Here is a 16504-nt window from a genome sequence, read left to right on the forward strand (position 1 = left end):
TTCGCTCTTCTCCTTTAGACAAATGCCATCATCCTCTCCTTAACCTCCTTCTTCTGTGTTTTTTTCTACTAAAACCTCCCGCCATCCGTTTTCTTTTACTATTTTTGCATTTTGTAATCTTCAGATTAGAGATGAAAACAGAACCAACAACATATAACTTGCTGAGCACCATTTCATTCCCCGAAGACCTGCGCAAACTCAGCGTAGACCAGCTTCCGGAAGTTTGTAATGAATTGAGGCAAGACATTATCAAGGAAGTTTCGTGCAACCCCGGACATTTTGCCGCCAGCCTGGGAACCGTAGAGCTGACCGTTGCCCTGCATTACGTATTCAATACCCCTTACGACCGCATCGTGTGGGATGTAGGACACCAAGCCTATGGCCATAAGATACTGACCGGCCGACGCGAAGCCTTTTCCACCAACCGTAAACTCAAAGGCATCCGCCCCTTCCCATCTCCTGCTGAAAGCGATTACGACACTTTCACCTGCGGGCATGCCTCCAATTCTATTTCTGCCGCACTGGGCATGGCTGTAGCCGCTGCCGAAAAAGGAGAGCAAAACCGCCATGTCGTTGCCGTCATCGGAGACGGAAGCATGAGCGGCGGACTGGCTTTCGAAGGACTGAACAACGCTTCATCCACCCCGAACAACCTGCTCATTATCCTCAACGACAATGACATGGCCATAGACCGTAGCGTAGGCGGCATGAAACAATACCTCTTTAATCTGACCACCAGCAACCGTTATAACCAGCTACGCTTCAAGACTTCCAAGTTGCTGTTCAAGGTAGGCATCCTGAACGAAGACCGGCGCAAAGCCCTGATCCGCTTCGCCAACAGTCTGAAATCCATGGCAGCCCAGCAACAAAACATATTCGAGGGAATGAATATCCGTTACTTCGGTCCCGTCGACGGACACGATGTGAAGAATATAGCGCGTATTCTCCGCGATATCAAAGATATGCAAGGCCCCAAAATCCTGCATCTGCACACCATCAAAGGCAAAGGCTTCGAACCCGCGGAGAAGAATCCCGGCATCTGGCATGCACCGGGTAAGTTCAATCCCGAAACCGGCAAGCGTATCAAAGCAGATACCAGCAACCTGCCGCCCCTTTTCCAGGATGTGTTCGGAGAAACCTTAGTAGAACTGGCCGAGCAAAACCCGAGAATCGTCGGCGTCACTCCCGCCATGCCCACCGGTTGCTCCATGAATAAGTTGATGGACCTTATGCCCGACCGCGCTTTCGACGTCGGCATTGCCGAAGGACATGCTGCCACTTTCTCCGGCGGCATGGCAAAGGAAGGCATGCAACCCTTCTGCAACATCTATTCTTCCTTCATGCAACGGGCCTATGATAACGTCATCCACGACATTGCCATTCTCCGGTTACCCGTCGTGCTTTGCCTGGATCGTGCAGGTCTGGTAGGCGAAGACGGTCCGACACACCACGGCGTATTCGACCTGGCATACTTCCGTCCCATCCCCAACCTGACCATATCTTCCCCGATGAACGAACATGAACTGCGTCGCCTGATGTACACGGCACAGCTTCCGGACAAAGGTCCGTTCGTCATCCGCTACCCCCGCGGTCGCGGTGTTTTGCTGGACTGGAAATGCCCGCTGGAAGAAATTCCCGTAGGTAAAGGCCGAAAGTTGAAAGAGGGTAAAGACCTCGCGGTCATCACCCTCGGCCCGATAGGAAATATCGCGGCAAAAGCCATAGAACAGGCCGAAAAAGAAAAAGGTATTTCCATTGCCCACTACGACCTGCGCTTCCTCAAACCACTGGATGAAGAAATGCTACACGAGATAGGACGGTTGTTTTCCCGCATCATCACCATCGAAGATGGCACACGGCAGGGAGGCATGGGCAGCGCCATACTGGAATTCATGGCTGATAACGGCTATACCCCGCAGGTACAACGCATCGGCGTGCCCGATACTTTCATAGAGCATGGCACGGTTCAGGAACTATATCACCTTTGCGGAATGGATCAGGAAGGTATTTTAGCGATGATTAATAACATATAATCATGACAAAGAAAGAGGCCATCAAGGTATTTGAAGAAAAGAAAGTGCGCACACTCTGGGATGACGAAACAGAGGAATGGTACTTTTCAGTGATTGATGTAATAGAGATTTTGACTGATAGTCCTAATCCCAGAAGATATTGGAGCGATTTAAAATCAAAATTACAAAAAGAAGGAAGTCAACTGTACGCTAATATCGTACAGTTAAAAATGTTGTCAACTGACAATAAAATGCGTTTCACAGATGTAATGACTACCGAGCAAATGTTCCGCCTCATCCAATCCATTCCTTCTCCCAAAGCCGAACCTTTCAAACTTTGGATGGCCCAAATAGCCAAAGAGCGACTGGACGAGATGCAAGACCCGGAGCTGACCATCAAACGATCCATGATGGAGTATAAAGCACTGGGCTATTCAGATAACTGGATAAATCAACGCCTGAAGAGCATTGAAATACGAAAAGAACTGACCGACGAATGGAAACGCCACGGTCTGGAAGAAGGTGTGCAGTTCGCAACCCTGACAGACATCATTTATCAGACTTGGGCGGACAAAACAACCAAGGAATATAAACGTTTTAAAGGTTTGAAGAAGGAAAACCTTCGGGACAATATGACTAATAAAGAGTTAGTGTTGAACATGCTGGCTGAGTTATCAACAAAAGAAATCTCGGAAACCAACAACCCGGAGAGTTTTGACGAACATATTGACGTTGCCCGGCGCGGCGGAGGTATTGCCCGCGAAGCCAGAATAAGACTGGAACAAGAAACCAGACAAGCCGTCATTTCTCCCCTAAATGCCAAACAGGTACTGGGAATGGAACAGAAAAACGATAAGAGCAATAAAGAGCAATGAAAATTATTATTGCTGGTGCCGGCGCAGTAGGCACACATCTGGCCAAATTGCTGTCCCGTGAAAAACAGGACATCATTTTAATGGACGACAACGAAGAAAGGTTGAGTACACTCAGTTCCAACTTTGATTTGATGACGGTTACGGCATCCCCTACCTCCATAAAAGGACTGAAAGAGGTAGGAGTAAGAGAAGCCGAATTGTTCATCGCCGTCACCCCCGACGAAAGCCGGAACATGACCGCATGTATGCTGGCCAATAACCTTGGTGCACAAAAGACCGTAGCCCGCATCGACAATTACGAGTATCTGCTTCCCAAGAACAAAGAGTTCTTCCAAAAATTAGGTGTAGACTCACTGATCTATCCGGAAATGCTTGCAGCGAAGGAGATTGTATCTTCTATCCGCATGAGTTGGGTACGCCAGTGGTGGGAATTCTGCGGCGGAGCATTGATACTGATAGGCACCAAGATGCGCGAAAAAGCAGAAATACTGGATATCCCCCTCTACGAATTGGGAGGACCGGAGTTACCTTACCATGTGGTAGCCATCAAACGCGGCAGCGAAACACTGATTCCCCGAGGAGATGATACCATCAAGCTGCATGACATCGTTTATTTCACCACCACCCGAAAATACGTTCCCTACATCCGTAAGATAGCCGGCAAAGAGGACTATGCCGACGTGCGCAACGTAATGATTATGGGCGGAAGCCGCATTGCCGTACGTACCGCACAATACGTCCCCGACTATATGCAGGTGAAGATTGTAGACAACGACCTGAACCGCTGCAACCGCCTGACCGAACTGCTCGACGACCGCACCATGATAATCAACGGTGACGGACGCGACATGGACCTGCTTGTAGAAGAAGGTCTGAAGAATACCGAAGCCTTTGTCGCCCTGACCGGTAATTCGGAAACCAACATTCTGGCCTGTCTGGCCGCCAAGCGCATGGGAGTCAGCAAAACAGTGGCAGAAGTAGAGAATATCGACTATATAGGCATGGCCGAAAGCCTTGACATCGGTACCGTCATCAACAAAAAGATGATTGCTGCCAGCCACATCTATCAAATGATGCTGGATGCAGACGTCAGCAACGTGAAATGCCTGACATTTGCCAATGCCGATGTGGCCGAATTCACCGTAAAAGCCGGCTCAAAGATTACCAAACACCCGGTAAAGGACCTCGGATTGCCGAAAGGAACCACCATCGGCGGATTGATACGTCATGGAGAAGGTGTGGTGGTAATGGGTAATACACTGATACAACCCGGTGACCACGTGGTGGTATTCTGCCTGAATATGATGATAAAGAAAATCGAAAAATACTTTAGTTAGCAACAAGTAATCAGCGGAGATGATTAATTTCAAGACAATTACACGGATTATCGGCGTTCTGCTATTGCTGGAAACAATAATGTTTTTCATCTGTTCCGGTGTATCCTTCTATTATGGAGAGGGCGATTTATCGGCTTTCTGGAAAGCAGGAGGCATTACGGCAGGGGTAGGCTTGCTGCTGGCTATCCTCGGCAAAGGAGGCGACAAATTGCTGACACGCCGCGACGGATATGTATTGGTCAGCCTGGCTTGGGTCGCTTTTTCGCTCTTCGGCATGCTGCCTTTTTATATCGGCGGATACATTCCCAACATCACCGATGCTTTCTTTGAAACCATGTCCGGCTTCAGCAGTACGGGAGCCACTATTCTGAACGACATCGAGTCATTACCCCACGGCATACTCTTCTGGCGCAGCATGACGCAATGGATTGGCGGTTTGGGAATTATCATGTTCACCATTGCCGTACTTCCCATCTTCGGCGTCAGTGGCTTACAGGTATTTGCCGCCGAAGCCAGTGGGCCTACGCACGACAAAGTACATCCCCGTATCGGTATCACCGCCAAATGGATTTGGAGCATCTATGCAGGTATCACCGGCATCCTCGTAGCTTTACTGATGCTGGGAGGTATGAATTGGTTCGACAGCGTATGCCATGCCTTTGCAACAACCGGCACGGGAGGTTTCTCTACCAAACAGGCCAGTGTAGCCTACTATCATTCGCCCTATATAGAATATGTAATCTCTGCTTTCATGTTCATTTCGGGCATCAACTTCACCTTATTATTATTGTTCGTCAACCGTAAGTTCAAGAAGTTCATCAGCAATGCGGAATTGAAATGGTACTTCGGTTCGGTGGTATTCTTCACCACGCTTATTGCCGTTATACTTTATTATACCAGTTCCATGGGTGTAGAAGAGTCTTTCCGCAAGTCTTTGTTCCAGGTTATCTCCCTGCATACCTCTACCGGTTTTGCTACGGACGACTATATGACTTGGACACCTGTTCTATGGGGATTGCTCACCATCATCATGCTGATGGGAGCCTGCGCCGGCAGTACCACGGGCGGATTGAAATGTATCCGTATGGTCATCCTGACCAAAGTCTCGCGAAATGAGTTCAAACACATCCTGCATCCCAATGCCGTATTGCCGGTAAGAGTTAACAAACAAGTTATTTCTCCCTCCATTGTCTCTACGGTTTTAGCCTTCTGCTTCCTTTATATAATCATTATCACCATCAGTGTATTGCTGATGATGGCCATGGGAGTCGGCTCCGAAGAGTCCATTGGCTGTGTCATCTCCAGTATAGGAAACATGGGTCCCGGCTTAGGGGAAACCGGACCGGCATATTCATGGAGCGCCTTGCCCTATGCAGCCAAGTGGCTGCTGGCATTCCTGATGCTTTTAGGACGTCTGGAACTCTTCACGGTACTGCTGCTCTTCACCCCCGATTTCTGGAAACGGAATTGATTTAGGATAAAAAGTGTAAAATAAATCATTTTTTGTTATGCCGAGATAGCAAACTGAAGGATAGTTATTATATCTTTGCAGCCTCAAAGAGAGATTTGTGGTATGAAGCAGTGTATTAAATATGGAATAATCATCATATTAGCAGCCTTATTGCATGACGGTGCAATGGAAGCCGCGAGCGCTGTATACACTCCTACCGGCAGCAATACTACATGCAGCATTTCATCGCAAAACCACACGGCACAACAAGCCATCCATAACTTTTACGACCTGCTGGCATCGGTTTCTATCTGCCTGGAGCATGTGGACCATACGCAAGTGCCCACCGATAAAAGCCTCTTCCGGCGCATGTACATCTACAAGATGCAGCAGCATGCCTATGCCCCCGAGTGCGACCGCTTATTGTACCTGTCTCCCCACCCCGTGCCCGATATGAACTATTACGTATTCGGGTTGAGAAAGATTATTATTTAACGAAGGACTGCAAGCCCTGCCGCTTGCCTCCATCTCCTCCGCCGGACAACGATTCAGAGGTATTGTCCTCCGGTGTGACGTATCTATATTATATATCTAAAATCTTATCAGATTTATGAACTTTACTTTGTTAGTGGTCGTCCTATTGACGGCAATCGCTTTCGTGGGTATCGTCATCGCGCTTTCCAACGCGATAGCTCCCCGTTCGTACAATCCGCAGAAGATGGAGCCGTATGAGTGCGGTATTCCTACCCGCGGTAAATCGTGGATGCAATTCCGAGTAGGTTACTATCTGTTTGCCATCTTGTTCCTGATGTTCGAGGTGGAGACGGTGTTCCTGTTTCCCTGGGCAGTCATCACCCGCGAACTGGGCGTAGCGGGACTTTTCAGTATTTTATTCTTCCTGATTATATTAGTTCTGGGCCTTGCTTATGCCTGGAGGAAAGGAGCGTTGGAATGGAAATAACGAAGAAACCGAAAATAAAGTCTATCCCTTATGAGGAGTTTACTGACAACGAAACGTTGGAGAAACTGGTTCGGGAACTCAACGCAGGAGGCGCCAACGTGGCACTCGGCGTACTTGACGATTTCGTCAACTGGGGACGCAGTAATTCATTGTGGCCTCTTACGTTTGCAACCAGCTGTTGCGGTATCGAATTTATGGCCCTCGGTGCAGCCCGCTACGACATGGCGCGCTTTGGGTTCGAAGTAGCCCGCGCCAGTCCGCGCCAGGCAGATATGATTATGGTTTGCGGAACGATTACCAACAAGATGGCCCCCGTGCTGAAACGTCTTTACGACCAGATGCCCGACCCAAAGTATGTGGTTGCCGTGGGCGGTTGTGCCGTCAGCGGAGGCCCGTTCAAGAAGTCCTACCATGTGCTGAACGGGGTGGATAAGATATTGCCGGTAGACGTATATATCCCCGGTTGCCCTCCACGTCCCGAAGCATTCTACTACGGTATGATGCAACTGCAACGCAAAGTGAAAATTGAGAAATACTTCGGCGGAGTGAACCGACAGGAAGAAAAACCGAAAGAAGAGTAATGATAGATATGGAAATAAGATATATAGAGCCCGCAGCCTTGCACGACGAGATGCTGCGCCTGCGGCAAGAAGAACAGATGGACTTCCTGGAATGCCTGAGCGGTATGGACTGGGGAGAACCGGATGCAGAAAAAGATACGCCTGATACCCCCAGAGGACTGGGTGTTGTCTATCTGCTGGAATCGACCAGCACGGGGAAACGGACAGCAGTACGCACCGCCACCCTGAACCGGGAACGCCCCGAACTCCCCTCCGTCAGTGACATCTGGAAAGCTGCCGACTTCAACGAACGCGAAGTGTACGATTTCTACGGTATTGTCTTTATCGGCCACCCCGATATGCGTCGCCTCTATCTGCGCAACGACTGGGTAGGCTATCCGTTGCGCAAGGACGATGACCCCGAAGCGCAGAACCCGCTACGCATGGACAATGAAGAGACCGTCGATACCACCACCGAGTTGGAGCTGAACCCCGACGGCACCGTCAAGAATAAAGAACTGAAACTCTTCGGTGACGATGAGTACGTAGTCAACATCGGCCCCCAGCACCCTGCTACTCACGGTGTAATGCGTTTCCGCGTATCTCTGGAGGGTGAAAACATCGACAAGATTGATGCCAACTGCGGTTACATCCACCGGGGCATCGAGAAGATGTGCGAAAGCCTCACTTACCCGCAGACACTGGCACTGACCGACCGTCTGGACTACTTGGGAGCACACCAGAACCGTCACGCCTTGTGCATGTGTATCGAAAAAGCCATGGGCGTAGAAGTAAGCGAACGCGTGCAGTACATCCGTACCATCATGGACGAGCTGCAACGAATTGATTCGCATTTGCTGTTCTACTCCTGTCTTGCCATGGACCTGGGTGCTCTGACCGCCTTCTTCTACGGCTTCCGCGACCGCGAAAAGATACTCGACATCTTCGAGGAAACTTGCGGCGGACGCCTCATCATGAACTACAACACCATAGGCGGTGTGCAGGCCGATATAGCTCCCGGTTTTGTAAAGAAGGTGAAAGAGTTCATCCCCTACCTGCGGGGCATTCTGCACGAGTACCACGAAGTATTCACCGGAAACATCATCGCGCAGCAACGTCTGAAGGGTGTAGGCGTACTGTCCCTGGAAGATGCCATTGCCTTCGGCGCTACCGGAGGCACGGGACGCGCCAGCGGTTGGGCATGCGACGTTCGCAAACGCATGCCGTACGGCGTATACAATAAGGTGGACTTCAAAGAAATTGTCCGCACCGAAGGCGACTCCTGGGCACGTTACCTCGTCCGTATGGACGAAATACTGGAGAGCCTGAAGATTATCGAGCAACTGATAGACAACATTCCCGAAGGCGCTTACCAGGAAAAGATGAAACCGATTATCCGCGTACCGGAAGGTAGCTACTACGCCGCCGTTGAAGGCAGCCGCGGCGAATTCGGCGTCTTCCTCGAAAGCCACGGCGACAAGATGCCCTACCGTCTGCACTTCCGCTCCACCGGATTGCCGCTGGTATCGGTAGTAGATACCATATCGCGCGGTGCGAAGATTGCCGACCTGATTGCCATTGGCGGAACATTGGATTATGTAGTACCAGATATTGATAGATAATATGTTTGACTTTAGTATAGTAACCAACTGGATTCACCAGACGCTGACTTCCCTCATGCCGGAAGGTCTGGCAATATTCCTTGAATGCGTGGTGATAGGCGTATGCATCATCCTGATGTACGCCGTACTTGCCATTATCCTGATTTATATGGAGCGCAAGATATGCGCCTTTTTCCAATGCCGCCTCGGTCCGATGCGTGTAGGGAAATGGGGATTGCTCCAAGTGCCCTGCGACGTCATCAAGATGCTGACGAAGGAAATCATCGACCTGCGGTTCTCCGACCGATTCCTTTATAACCTGGCGCCATTCATGGTGATTATCGCTTCGTTCCTTACATTCGCCTGCCTGCCCGTCAGCAAAGGGTTGGAGGTGCTTGACTTCAATGTAGGTGTGTTCTTCCTGCTGGCTGCATCGAGCATCGGTGTGGTAGGTATTCTGCTGGCAGGATGGAGTTCCAACAATAAGTTCTCGTTGATCGGAGCCATGCGAAGCGGTGCACAAATCATCAGTTACGAACTGTCCTGCGGACTGAGCATACTGACGATGGTAGTGCTGATGGGAACCATGCAGTTCTCCGAGATTGTAGAGGGACAGGCCGACGGCTGGTTCATCTTCAAAGGGCACATCCCCGCACTGATTGCTTTCATCATCTACCTCATCGCCGGAAATGCGGAAACCAACCGCGGGCCTTTCGACCTGCCGGAAGCTGAAAGCGAGTTGACTGCCGGATATCATACGGAATACTCCGGTATGGGTTTCGGCTTCTTCTACCTGGCGGAGTATCTGAACCTGTTCATTGTAGCCAGTGTGGCTGCCACCATCTTCCTGGGAGGCTGGATGCCGCTGCACATCATGGGGCTGGATGGTTTCAATGCGGTGATGGATTACATTCCCGGTTTCGTCTGGTTCTTCGGCAAGGCATTCTTTGTAGTATTCCTGCTGATGTGGATCAAGTGGACATTCCCCCGCCTGCGTATCGACCAGATTCTGAACCTGGAATGGAAGTACCTGGTGCCTATCAGCATGGTGAACTTGATATTAATGGTATTAATCGTAGTCTTCGGGCTACACTTTTAAAGGATGAACAAGATGGAAAAAGAACATAACTCCTATTTCGGCGGCCTCATCCACGGCATCAGTTCCTTGCTGACGGGTATGAAAACCACCATGACCGTATTCTGCCGCAAGAAGACTACCGAACAATATCCCGAGAACCGCGCGACACTGAAATTGTCCGACCGCTTCCGTGGCACGCTGACCATGCCTCATAACGAGCAAAACGAGCATCACTGCATTGCCTGCGGTCTGTGCCAGATGGCTTGTCCCAACGACACCATCCGCGTAACCAGCGAAATGATAGAGACCGAAGACGGCAAGAAAAAGAAGATATTGGCAAAGTACGAATACGACCTCGGTTCGTGCATGTTCTGCCAGCTTTGTGTGAATGCCTGCCCGCACGATGCCATCACATTCGATCAGGACTTTGAGCATGCAGTCTTCGACCGGACACGACTGGTAATGACGCTGAACCGACCGGGTAGTCGAGTAATTGAGAAGAAGAAAACAGAGTAACTTAATTCCCCTCCTCCCGGGAGGAGGGGTGCCCAAAGGGCGGGGTGGTAGGTGAACACATAAACAGAATCATTCTTTCAAAGGAATCTTTTCCTTCCTACCACCTCCCCCTTCGGGTACTCCTCCTCCCAGGAGGAGGAGAATAAAGATAGATTTAAATAGTAACAAAATAAACATCATGGAAATAAATCTTGAAACAGTAGTATTCTACTTCCTTGCGGCTTTCATCACCGTATTTTCCATTCTGACGGTGACCACCAGCCGTATGGTGCGTTCGGCTACATACCTGCTGTTCGTACTCTTCGGTACGGCAGGCATCTACTTCCTGCTGGGGTATACCTTCCTCGGTTCCGTACAGATCATGGTTTATGCCGGCGGCATTGTCGTGCTCTACGTCTTCTCCATCCTGCTGACCAGTGGTGAAGGCGACGTTGTAGACAAGCTGAAACGCAGCCGATTCCTTGCCGGATTGGGAGCCACTGTAGGTGGAGCTATCATCGTATTGTTCATCACCCTGAAACATCGGTTCATCGCAACCACGGATGTAGAGCCTTTGGAGGTCAACATCAAGACCATCGGCTATCACATGCTGAGCGGTGAAAAGTATGGCTACCTGCTCCCGTTCGAAGCGGTCAGCATCCTGTTGCTGGCCTGCATCGTGGGCGGTTTGCTCATTGCCCGAAAGAGATAAAGAAGTAGTTACTACCAACTACTAACTACTAACTACTAAAAAACATGTCATGATGATCCACATGGAATATTATCTGATAGTCTCGGCTATCATGTTTTTCGCCGGTATCTACGGGTTCTTTACCCGCCGTAACACATTGGCGATATTGATTTCGATCGAGTTGATACTGAATGCAACGGATATCAACTTCGCCGTGTTCAACCGTTTTCTGTTCCCCGGAGGACTGGAAGGCTATTTCTTCTCGCTGTTCTCCATCGCCATCTCAGCAGCAGAAACAGCAGTGGCCATCGCCATTATGATTAACATCTACCGCAACATCCGCAGCATCCAAGTAGGGAAGCTGGACGAGATGAAATGGTAGCGCTACTGAGACGGGTATCGTATACGGTCAGAGACGGATGCCGTATACGACCGAAGACGGGTGCCGCATAAGTACTGTTGCGGGTGCCGTATAAGTACTGTTACGGATGCCGCAACAGTATAACATGAATAATAACTGATAAACATAGTATATATGGAATATACAATTCTGATTCTTCTCCTTCCTTTCCTCTCCTTCCTGACCTTGGGACTGGGAGGCAAATGGATGTCGCACCGCACGGCCGGACTTATCGGCACCGTGGTGCTGGGCGCGGTTGCAGTACTCTCCTATCTCACTGCAGGACTGTACTTCAGCGCTCCCCGACTGGCGGACGGAACGTATGCCACACTGATGCCCTACAACTTCACGTGGCTGCCCTTCACCCCGTCACTCAGCATCGACATGGGCATTCTGCTCGATCCCATTTCGGTGATGATGCTAATTGTGATAAGTACCGTTTCGTTCATGGTACACATCTACTCCTTCGGCTACATGAAGGGTGAACGGGGGTTCCAGCGCTATTATGCATTCCTGAGCCTCTTCACCATGTCCATGCTGGGACTGGTGGTAGCAACCAATATCTTCCAGATGTATCTGTTCTGGGAGCTGGTGGGTGTGTCTTCCTATCTGCTGATAGGCTTCTACTATACGAAACCGGCCGCCATAGCCGCCTCAAAGAAGGCATTCATCGTGACCCGCTTTGCCGACCTGGGTTTCCTGATTGGTATTCTGATCTATGGTTACTATGCCGGAACTTACACGTTCCACCCCAATGAAATGGCGCTGCTGAAAGGCGGTGCCGCTATGATTCCGTTGGCATTGGGACTGATGTTCATCGGTGGTGCCGGAAAGAGTGCCATGTTCCCGCTGCACATCTGGTTGCCCGATGCAATGGAAGGCCCTACACCGGTCAGTGCGCTGATTCATGCCGCTACGATGGTGGTGGCAGGTGTCTACCTGGTGGCACGCATGTTCCCGCTGTTTATAGAATATGCTCCGGATGTGCTGCACATCGTAGCTTATGTAGGGGCGTTCACGGCGTTCTATGCTGCCAGTGTGGCTTGTGTACAAAGCGATATCAAGCGCGTGCTGGCATTCTCCACCATTTCGCAGATCGGCTTTATGATGGTAGCGCTCGGTGTATGCACATCGACCGACCCGCATCATGGCGGACTGGGCTATATGGCGGGCATGTATCACCTGTTTACACATGCCATGTTCAAGGCGTTGCTCTTCCTGGGGGCAGGTAGCATTATCCATGCGGTACACAGCAATGAAATGTCTGCCATGGGCGGGCTGCGGAAATATATGCCCATCACGCATATCACATTCCTGATTGCCTGTCTTGCCATTGCAGGTATTCCTCCGTTCTCCGGTTTCTTCTCCAAAGACGAGATACTGACGGCGTGCTTCCAGTTCAGCCCGGCAATGGGATGGATTATGACAGTGATTGCAGCAATGACAGCCTTCTATATGTTCCGACTCTATTATGGTATCTTTTGGGGGGGCGTAGCGCCCCGGCAGAAGTCGACAAGCGATGGAAGCCATGAGCATACGCCCCACGAAAGTCCGCTTGCCATGACCTTCCCGCTAATGTTCCTCGCAGCCATTACCGTAGTAGGCGGCTGGCAGTTCGTACTTCCTTTCGGACACTTCATCAGTGCCAACGGCGAGGCATACGATATTCATCTCGATTGGGCAGTAGCAGGCACAAGTATTGTTGTAGCTGCTGCCTCCATCGCGATTGCCACTTATATATATGCAGGCAGCAAGCAGCCTGTGGCCAATGCGCTGGCCCGCCGCTTCCGCGGTTTGTGGACGGCGGCCTATCACCGCTTCTACATCGACGAGGTGTATCAGTTCATCACGCACAAGATTATCTTCGGCTGCATCTGCCGTCCCATTGCCTGGTGGGACCGCCACGTAGTAGACGGCTTCTTCAACTTCCTTGCCTGGAGCGCCAATACTACCAGCGACGAGATTCGCGGCTTGCAAAGCGGACAAGTCCAGCAATATACACTTGTATTCCTGCTGGGTACGCTTGCACTGATATTGCTGCTGTTATTATAACTCATAACTTATAACTCATAACTCATTATGAACTTCTTATCAATCTTCGTACTCATCCCCCTCCTGATGCTGCTGGGACTCTGGCTCAGCCGTAACATCGCGCAGATACGCGCGGTGATGGTCATCGGAGCATCGGCATTGGTGCTGGCAGCGGTGGGGCTGACTATTGCTTATCTCAATGCACGCTCTGCGGGCGCTACGGACGAAATGCTGTTTCGTGCCGATGTAGCCTGGTATCCGGCGCTCCATATTCACTACTCCGTAGGGGTGGACGGCATCTCGGTAGCCATGCTGCTGCTCTCTGCCATCATCGTCTTTACCGGAACATTCGCTTCCTGGCGGTTGCAGCCGCTGACGAAGGAATATTTCCTGTGGTTTGTATTCCTCTCCATGGGTGTATTCGGTTTCTTCATCTCCACGGACTTGTTCACCATGTTCATGTTCTACGAGGTGGCCCTTATCCCGATGTATCTGCTTATCGGTGTATGGGGTTCGGGACGCAAGGAGTACTCTGCCATGAAGCTGACTCTGATGCTGATGGGCGGTTCCGCATTCCTGCTTATCGGCATCCTGGGCATCTATTACGGTTCGGGCGGAACGACCATGAACCTGCTGGAGATAGCACAACTTCACAACATTCCCATTGAGCAACAACGTATCTGGTTTCCGCTTACCTTCCTCGGCTTCGGCGTGCTGGGTGCCTTGTTTCCGTTCCACACATGGAGCCCCGATGGTCATGCTTCGGCACCGACGGCAGTATCCATGCTGCATGCCGGCGTACTGATGAAGCTGGGAGGTTACGGATGTTTCCGCATCGCCATGTATCTGATGCCCGAAGCTGCGCAGGAACTGGGTTGGATATTTCTGATCCTTACCGGTATCTCCGTGGTGTACGGTGCCTTCTCGGCTTGCGTACAGACGGACTTGAAGTATATCAATGCCTACTCTTCCGTGTCACACTGCGGCCTGGTACTTTTCGCCATCCTGATGATGAACCAGACGGCGGCAACGGGTGCTGTATTGCAAATGCTCTCGCACGGATTGATGACGGCTCTCTTCTTCGCCCTTATCGGTATGATATACGGACGTACCCATACACGCGATGTACGCGAACTCAGCGGCCTGATGAAGATTATGCCTTTCCTGGCAGTCTGCTATGTAATAGCCGGTTTGGCAAACCTGGGCTTGCCGGGACTTAGCGGTTTCGTGGCCGAGATGACTATCTTCACCGGTTCGTTCCAGCATCCTGATACCTTCCACCGGGTGTGGACGGTGATTGCCTGTGCCTCGATTGTGATTACGGCGGTATATATCCTCCGCCTCGTAGGCCGCATCATCTACGGAACGTGCACCAACAAGCATCATCTTACTCTGACCGATGCCACTTGGGATGAGCGTACAGCCGTCATCATCCTCATTGCCTGCGTGGCCGCCCTCGGTATGGCGCCGTGGTGGATAAGCGGAATGATTGGAGACAGTGTTTTACCGATAGTAAATGTATTTAATTAAGAATTAACGATATGGATTATTCTCAATTCCTACTACTCAAAGAAGAGTTGTCGCTGATAGTAGTCATCCTCATCCTCTTCGTGGCAGACCTCTTCATGAGTCCCGACGCACACAAGAATGACGGCAAGCCGGTGCTGAACACCATGCTGCCGATCGTACTGCTTGCCATACATACACTGATAACGATAGTCCCCGGTCCGGTGGCCGACGCCTTCGGCGGGATGTATCACAATACGCCGATACAAAGCATCGTAAAGTCTATCCTCAGTGTAGGTACGCTGATTGTGTTCCTGATGGCACACGAATGGATGCGCCGTCCCGACACGGCGGTAAAACAGGGTGAGTTCTACGTACTGACGCTCTCTACGTTGCTGGGCATGTACTTCATGATTTCGGCAGGACACTTCCTGATGTTCTTCATCGGACTGGAAACGGCCAGTATTCCGATGGCTGCACTGGTAGCCTTCGACAAGTATCGCCACCACTCGGCCGAAGCTGGTGCCAAGTATATCCTGACGGCACTCTTTTCGAGCGGGTTGCTGCTGTACGGTATATCTCTGATTTACGGTTCGGTAGGTACACTCTATTTTGCCGATATTGCAACACGTCTGGAAGGCAATCCGTTGCAGATAATGGCATTTGTATTCTTCTTTGCCGGCATGGGCTTCAAGATTTCGCTGGTACCGTTCCACCTTTGGACGGCAGATGTGTACGAAGGAGCACCAAGTACGGTGACGGCCTACCTGAGCGTTATCTCCAAAGGTTCCGCCGCTTTCGTACTGATGACGGTACTTATCAAGGTATTCGCTCCGATGGTGGATCAATGGCAGGAAGTGCTTTACTGGGTTATCATTGCTTCTATCACATTGGCCAATCTTTTCGCCTTACGTCAGGAGAACCTGAAGCGATTGATGGCTTTCTCAAGTATCTCACAGGCAGGTTACATCATGCTGGGTGTTATCAGCGGAACGTCTCAGGGTATGACGTCACTGGTTTATTATGTATTGATTTACTTGTTCGCCAACCTCAGTGTATTTACCGTCATTACGATTGTAGCACTGCGGGCGCATAAATTCACGCTCGAAGAGTACAACGGACTGTACAGCACTAATCCTAAGCTGGCTTTCCTGATGACATTGGCACTATTCTCCCTGGCCGGCATTCCGCCGTTTGCAGGCTTCTTCTCGAAGTTCTTTATCTTTGCAGCGGCTTTCCACAGCGGGTTCCATCTGTTGGTGTTCATCGCATTGGTCAACACGGTACTCTCACTCTACTATTACCTGAAAATAGTAAAGGCCATGTATATCAACAAGAGCGACGAGCCGATTGCCGCCTTCCGTAGCGACAATTACACGCGTGCCAGCCTTGCTATATGTACTTTGGGAATTATCGTATTGAGTATCGCCAGTGTGGTTTATCAATCCATTGACAAGTTCTCGTTCGGATTATAAAACAATCCCTCGTTCTCCTTCTGGGGAGCGAG

The 16504-nt window shown here is 50.5% G+C and carries 15 protein-coding genes; all 15 read left to right on the forward strand.

Translation table 11 applies throughout. The features are described from left to right. Positions 1-131 precede the first annotated feature (131 nt). A complete protein-coding gene (gene dxs / locus AAE250_RS10030) occupies positions 132-2033 on the forward strand; it encodes a 1-deoxy-D-xylulose-5-phosphate synthase (RefSeq protein WP_294598069.1) in 1902 nt (633 codons plus the stop codon). Positions 2034-2035: 2 nt separating this feature from the next. Then, positions 2036-2887, forward strand: coding sequence for a BRO-N domain-containing protein (locus AAE250_RS10035; RefSeq protein ID WP_294598072.1), 852 nt, complete (start codon positions 2036-2038; stop codon positions 2885-2887). Beyond that, positions 2884-4224 carry a Trk system potassium transporter TrkA gene (gene trkA / locus AAE250_RS10040; RefSeq protein ID WP_294598075.1) on the forward strand — a complete coding sequence of 447 codons (1341 nt, stop codon included), beginning with the start codon at positions 2884-2886 and terminating at the stop codon, positions 4222-4224. The genes AAE250_RS10035 and trkA overlap by 4 nt, the downstream gene beginning before the upstream one ends. A gap of 19 nt (positions 4225-4243) precedes the next feature. Continuing rightward, positions 4244-5695: a TrkH family potassium uptake protein gene (locus AAE250_RS10045; protein ID WP_294598078.1), complete on the forward strand. Its 1452-nt coding sequence runs from the start codon at positions 4244-4246 to the stop codon at positions 5693-5695. A gap of 102 nt (positions 5696-5797) precedes the next feature. Next, positions 5798-6169, forward strand: a complete 372-nt coding sequence (locus AAE250_RS10050) for a hypothetical protein (protein WP_294598080.1) — start codon at positions 5798-5800, stop codon at positions 6167-6169. Between the two features lie 115 nt (positions 6170-6284). Beyond that, a complete protein-coding gene (locus AAE250_RS10055; protein WP_294598084.1) occupies positions 6285-6635 on the forward strand; it encodes an NADH-quinone oxidoreductase subunit A in 351 nt (116 codons plus the stop codon). After that, positions 6626-7216 carry an NADH-quinone oxidoreductase subunit B gene (locus AAE250_RS10060; RefSeq protein WP_294598087.1) on the forward strand — a complete coding sequence of 197 codons (591 nt, stop codon included), beginning with the start codon at positions 6626-6628 and terminating at the stop codon, positions 7214-7216. Before AAE250_RS10055 ends, AAE250_RS10060 begins: the two co-directional genes overlap by 10 nt. An 8-nt stretch (positions 7217-7224) precedes the next feature. Next, entirely contained in the window at positions 7225-8817 is a 1593-nt protein-coding gene (locus tag AAE250_RS10065) for an NADH-quinone oxidoreductase subunit D (RefSeq protein ID WP_294598090.1), read from the forward strand. Between the two features lies 1 nt (position 8818). Beyond that, a complete protein-coding gene (nuoH, locus tag AAE250_RS10070) occupies positions 8819-9895 on the forward strand; it encodes an NADH-quinone oxidoreductase subunit NuoH (protein ID WP_294598093.1) in 1077 nt (358 codons plus the stop codon). A 12-nt stretch (positions 9896-9907) separates the two neighbouring features. Further along, positions 9908-10390 (forward strand): 4Fe-4S binding protein, encoded by a 483-nt coding sequence (locus tag AAE250_RS10075; protein ID WP_294598096.1) that lies wholly within the window; start codon positions 9908-9910, stop codon positions 10388-10390. A 178-nt stretch (positions 10391-10568) separates the two neighbouring features. Further along, the gene (locus AAE250_RS10080; protein ID WP_294598098.1) at positions 10569-11081 is read left to right on the forward strand and encodes an NADH-quinone oxidoreductase subunit J family protein; all 513 of its coding nucleotides are present in this window, start codon (positions 10569-10571) and stop codon (positions 11079-11081) included. A 52-nt stretch (positions 11082-11133) separates the two neighbouring features. Beyond that, positions 11134-11442, forward strand: coding sequence for an NADH-quinone oxidoreductase subunit NuoK (nuoK, locus tag AAE250_RS10085; protein ID WP_294598140.1), 309 nt, complete (start codon positions 11134-11136; stop codon positions 11440-11442). Positions 11443-11595: 153 nt separating this feature from the next. Continuing rightward, entirely contained in the window at positions 11596-13512 is a 1917-nt protein-coding gene (gene nuoL / locus AAE250_RS10090) for an NADH-quinone oxidoreductase subunit L (RefSeq protein ID WP_294598101.1), read from the forward strand. Positions 13513-13539: 27 nt separating this feature from the next. Then, positions 13540-15021, forward strand: coding sequence for a complex I subunit 4 family protein (locus AAE250_RS10095; RefSeq protein WP_294598103.1), 1482 nt, complete (start codon positions 13540-13542; stop codon positions 15019-15021). Between the two features lie 11 nt (positions 15022-15032). Next, entirely contained in the window at positions 15033-16472 is a 1440-nt protein-coding gene (locus AAE250_RS10100) for an NADH-quinone oxidoreductase subunit N (RefSeq protein ID WP_294598106.1), read from the forward strand. Positions 16473-16504: the final 32 nt, after the last annotated feature.

Source organism: Bacteroides sp. GD17, from assembly GCF_038448625.1.
In the GTDB taxonomy this organism is placed as follows: Bacteria; Bacteroidota; Bacteroidia; order Bacteroidales; family Bacteroidaceae; genus Bacteroides.

What these genes read in the sequence shown, in the direction of transcription:
- AAE250_RS10095 (WP_294598103.1), top strand. Translation starts at nt 13,540, where the DNA reads ATGAACTTCTTATCAATCTTCGTACTCATCCCCCTCCTGATGCTGCTG.
- AAE250_RS10050 (WP_294598080.1), top strand. Translation starts at nt 5,798, where the DNA reads ATGAAGCAGTGTATTAAATATGGAATAATCATCATATTAGCAGCCTTA.
- AAE250_RS10060 (WP_294598087.1), top strand. Translation starts at nt 6,626, where the DNA reads ATGGAAATAACGAAGAAACCGAAAATAAAGTCTATCCCTTATGAGGAG.
- nuoH (WP_294598093.1), top strand. Translation starts at nt 8,819, where the DNA reads ATGTTTGACTTTAGTATAGTAACCAACTGGATTCACCAGACGCTGACT.
- AAE250_RS10075 (WP_294598096.1), top strand. Translation starts at nt 9,908, where the DNA reads ATGGAAAAAGAACATAACTCCTATTTCGGCGGCCTCATCCACGGCATC.
- AAE250_RS10080 (WP_294598098.1), top strand. Translation starts at nt 10,569, where the DNA reads ATGGAAATAAATCTTGAAACAGTAGTATTCTACTTCCTTGCGGCTTTC.
- AAE250_RS10055 (WP_294598084.1), top strand. Translation starts at nt 6,285, where the DNA reads ATGAACTTTACTTTGTTAGTGGTCGTCCTATTGACGGCAATCGCTTTC.
- nuoL (WP_294598101.1), top strand. Translation starts at nt 11,596, where the DNA reads ATGGAATATACAATTCTGATTCTTCTCCTTCCTTTCCTCTCCTTCCTG.
- AAE250_RS10100 (WP_294598106.1), top strand. Translation starts at nt 15,033, where the DNA reads ATGGATTATTCTCAATTCCTACTACTCAAAGAAGAGTTGTCGCTGATA.
- AAE250_RS10045 (WP_294598078.1), top strand. Translation starts at nt 4,244, where the DNA reads ATGATTAATTTCAAGACAATTACACGGATTATCGGCGTTCTGCTATTG.
- AAE250_RS10035 (WP_294598072.1), top strand. Translation starts at nt 2,036, where the DNA reads ATGACAAAGAAAGAGGCCATCAAGGTATTTGAAGAAAAGAAAGTGCGC.
- trkA (WP_294598075.1), top strand. Translation starts at nt 2,884, where the DNA reads ATGAAAATTATTATTGCTGGTGCCGGCGCAGTAGGCACACATCTGGCC.
- AAE250_RS10065 (WP_294598090.1), top strand. Translation starts at nt 7,225, where the DNA reads ATGGAAATAAGATATATAGAGCCCGCAGCCTTGCACGACGAGATGCTG.
- dxs (WP_294598069.1), top strand. Translation starts at nt 132, where the DNA reads ATGAAAACAGAACCAACAACATATAACTTGCTGAGCACCATTTCATTC.
- nuoK (WP_294598140.1), top strand. Translation starts at nt 11,134, where the DNA reads ATGATCCACATGGAATATTATCTGATAGTCTCGGCTATCATGTTTTTC.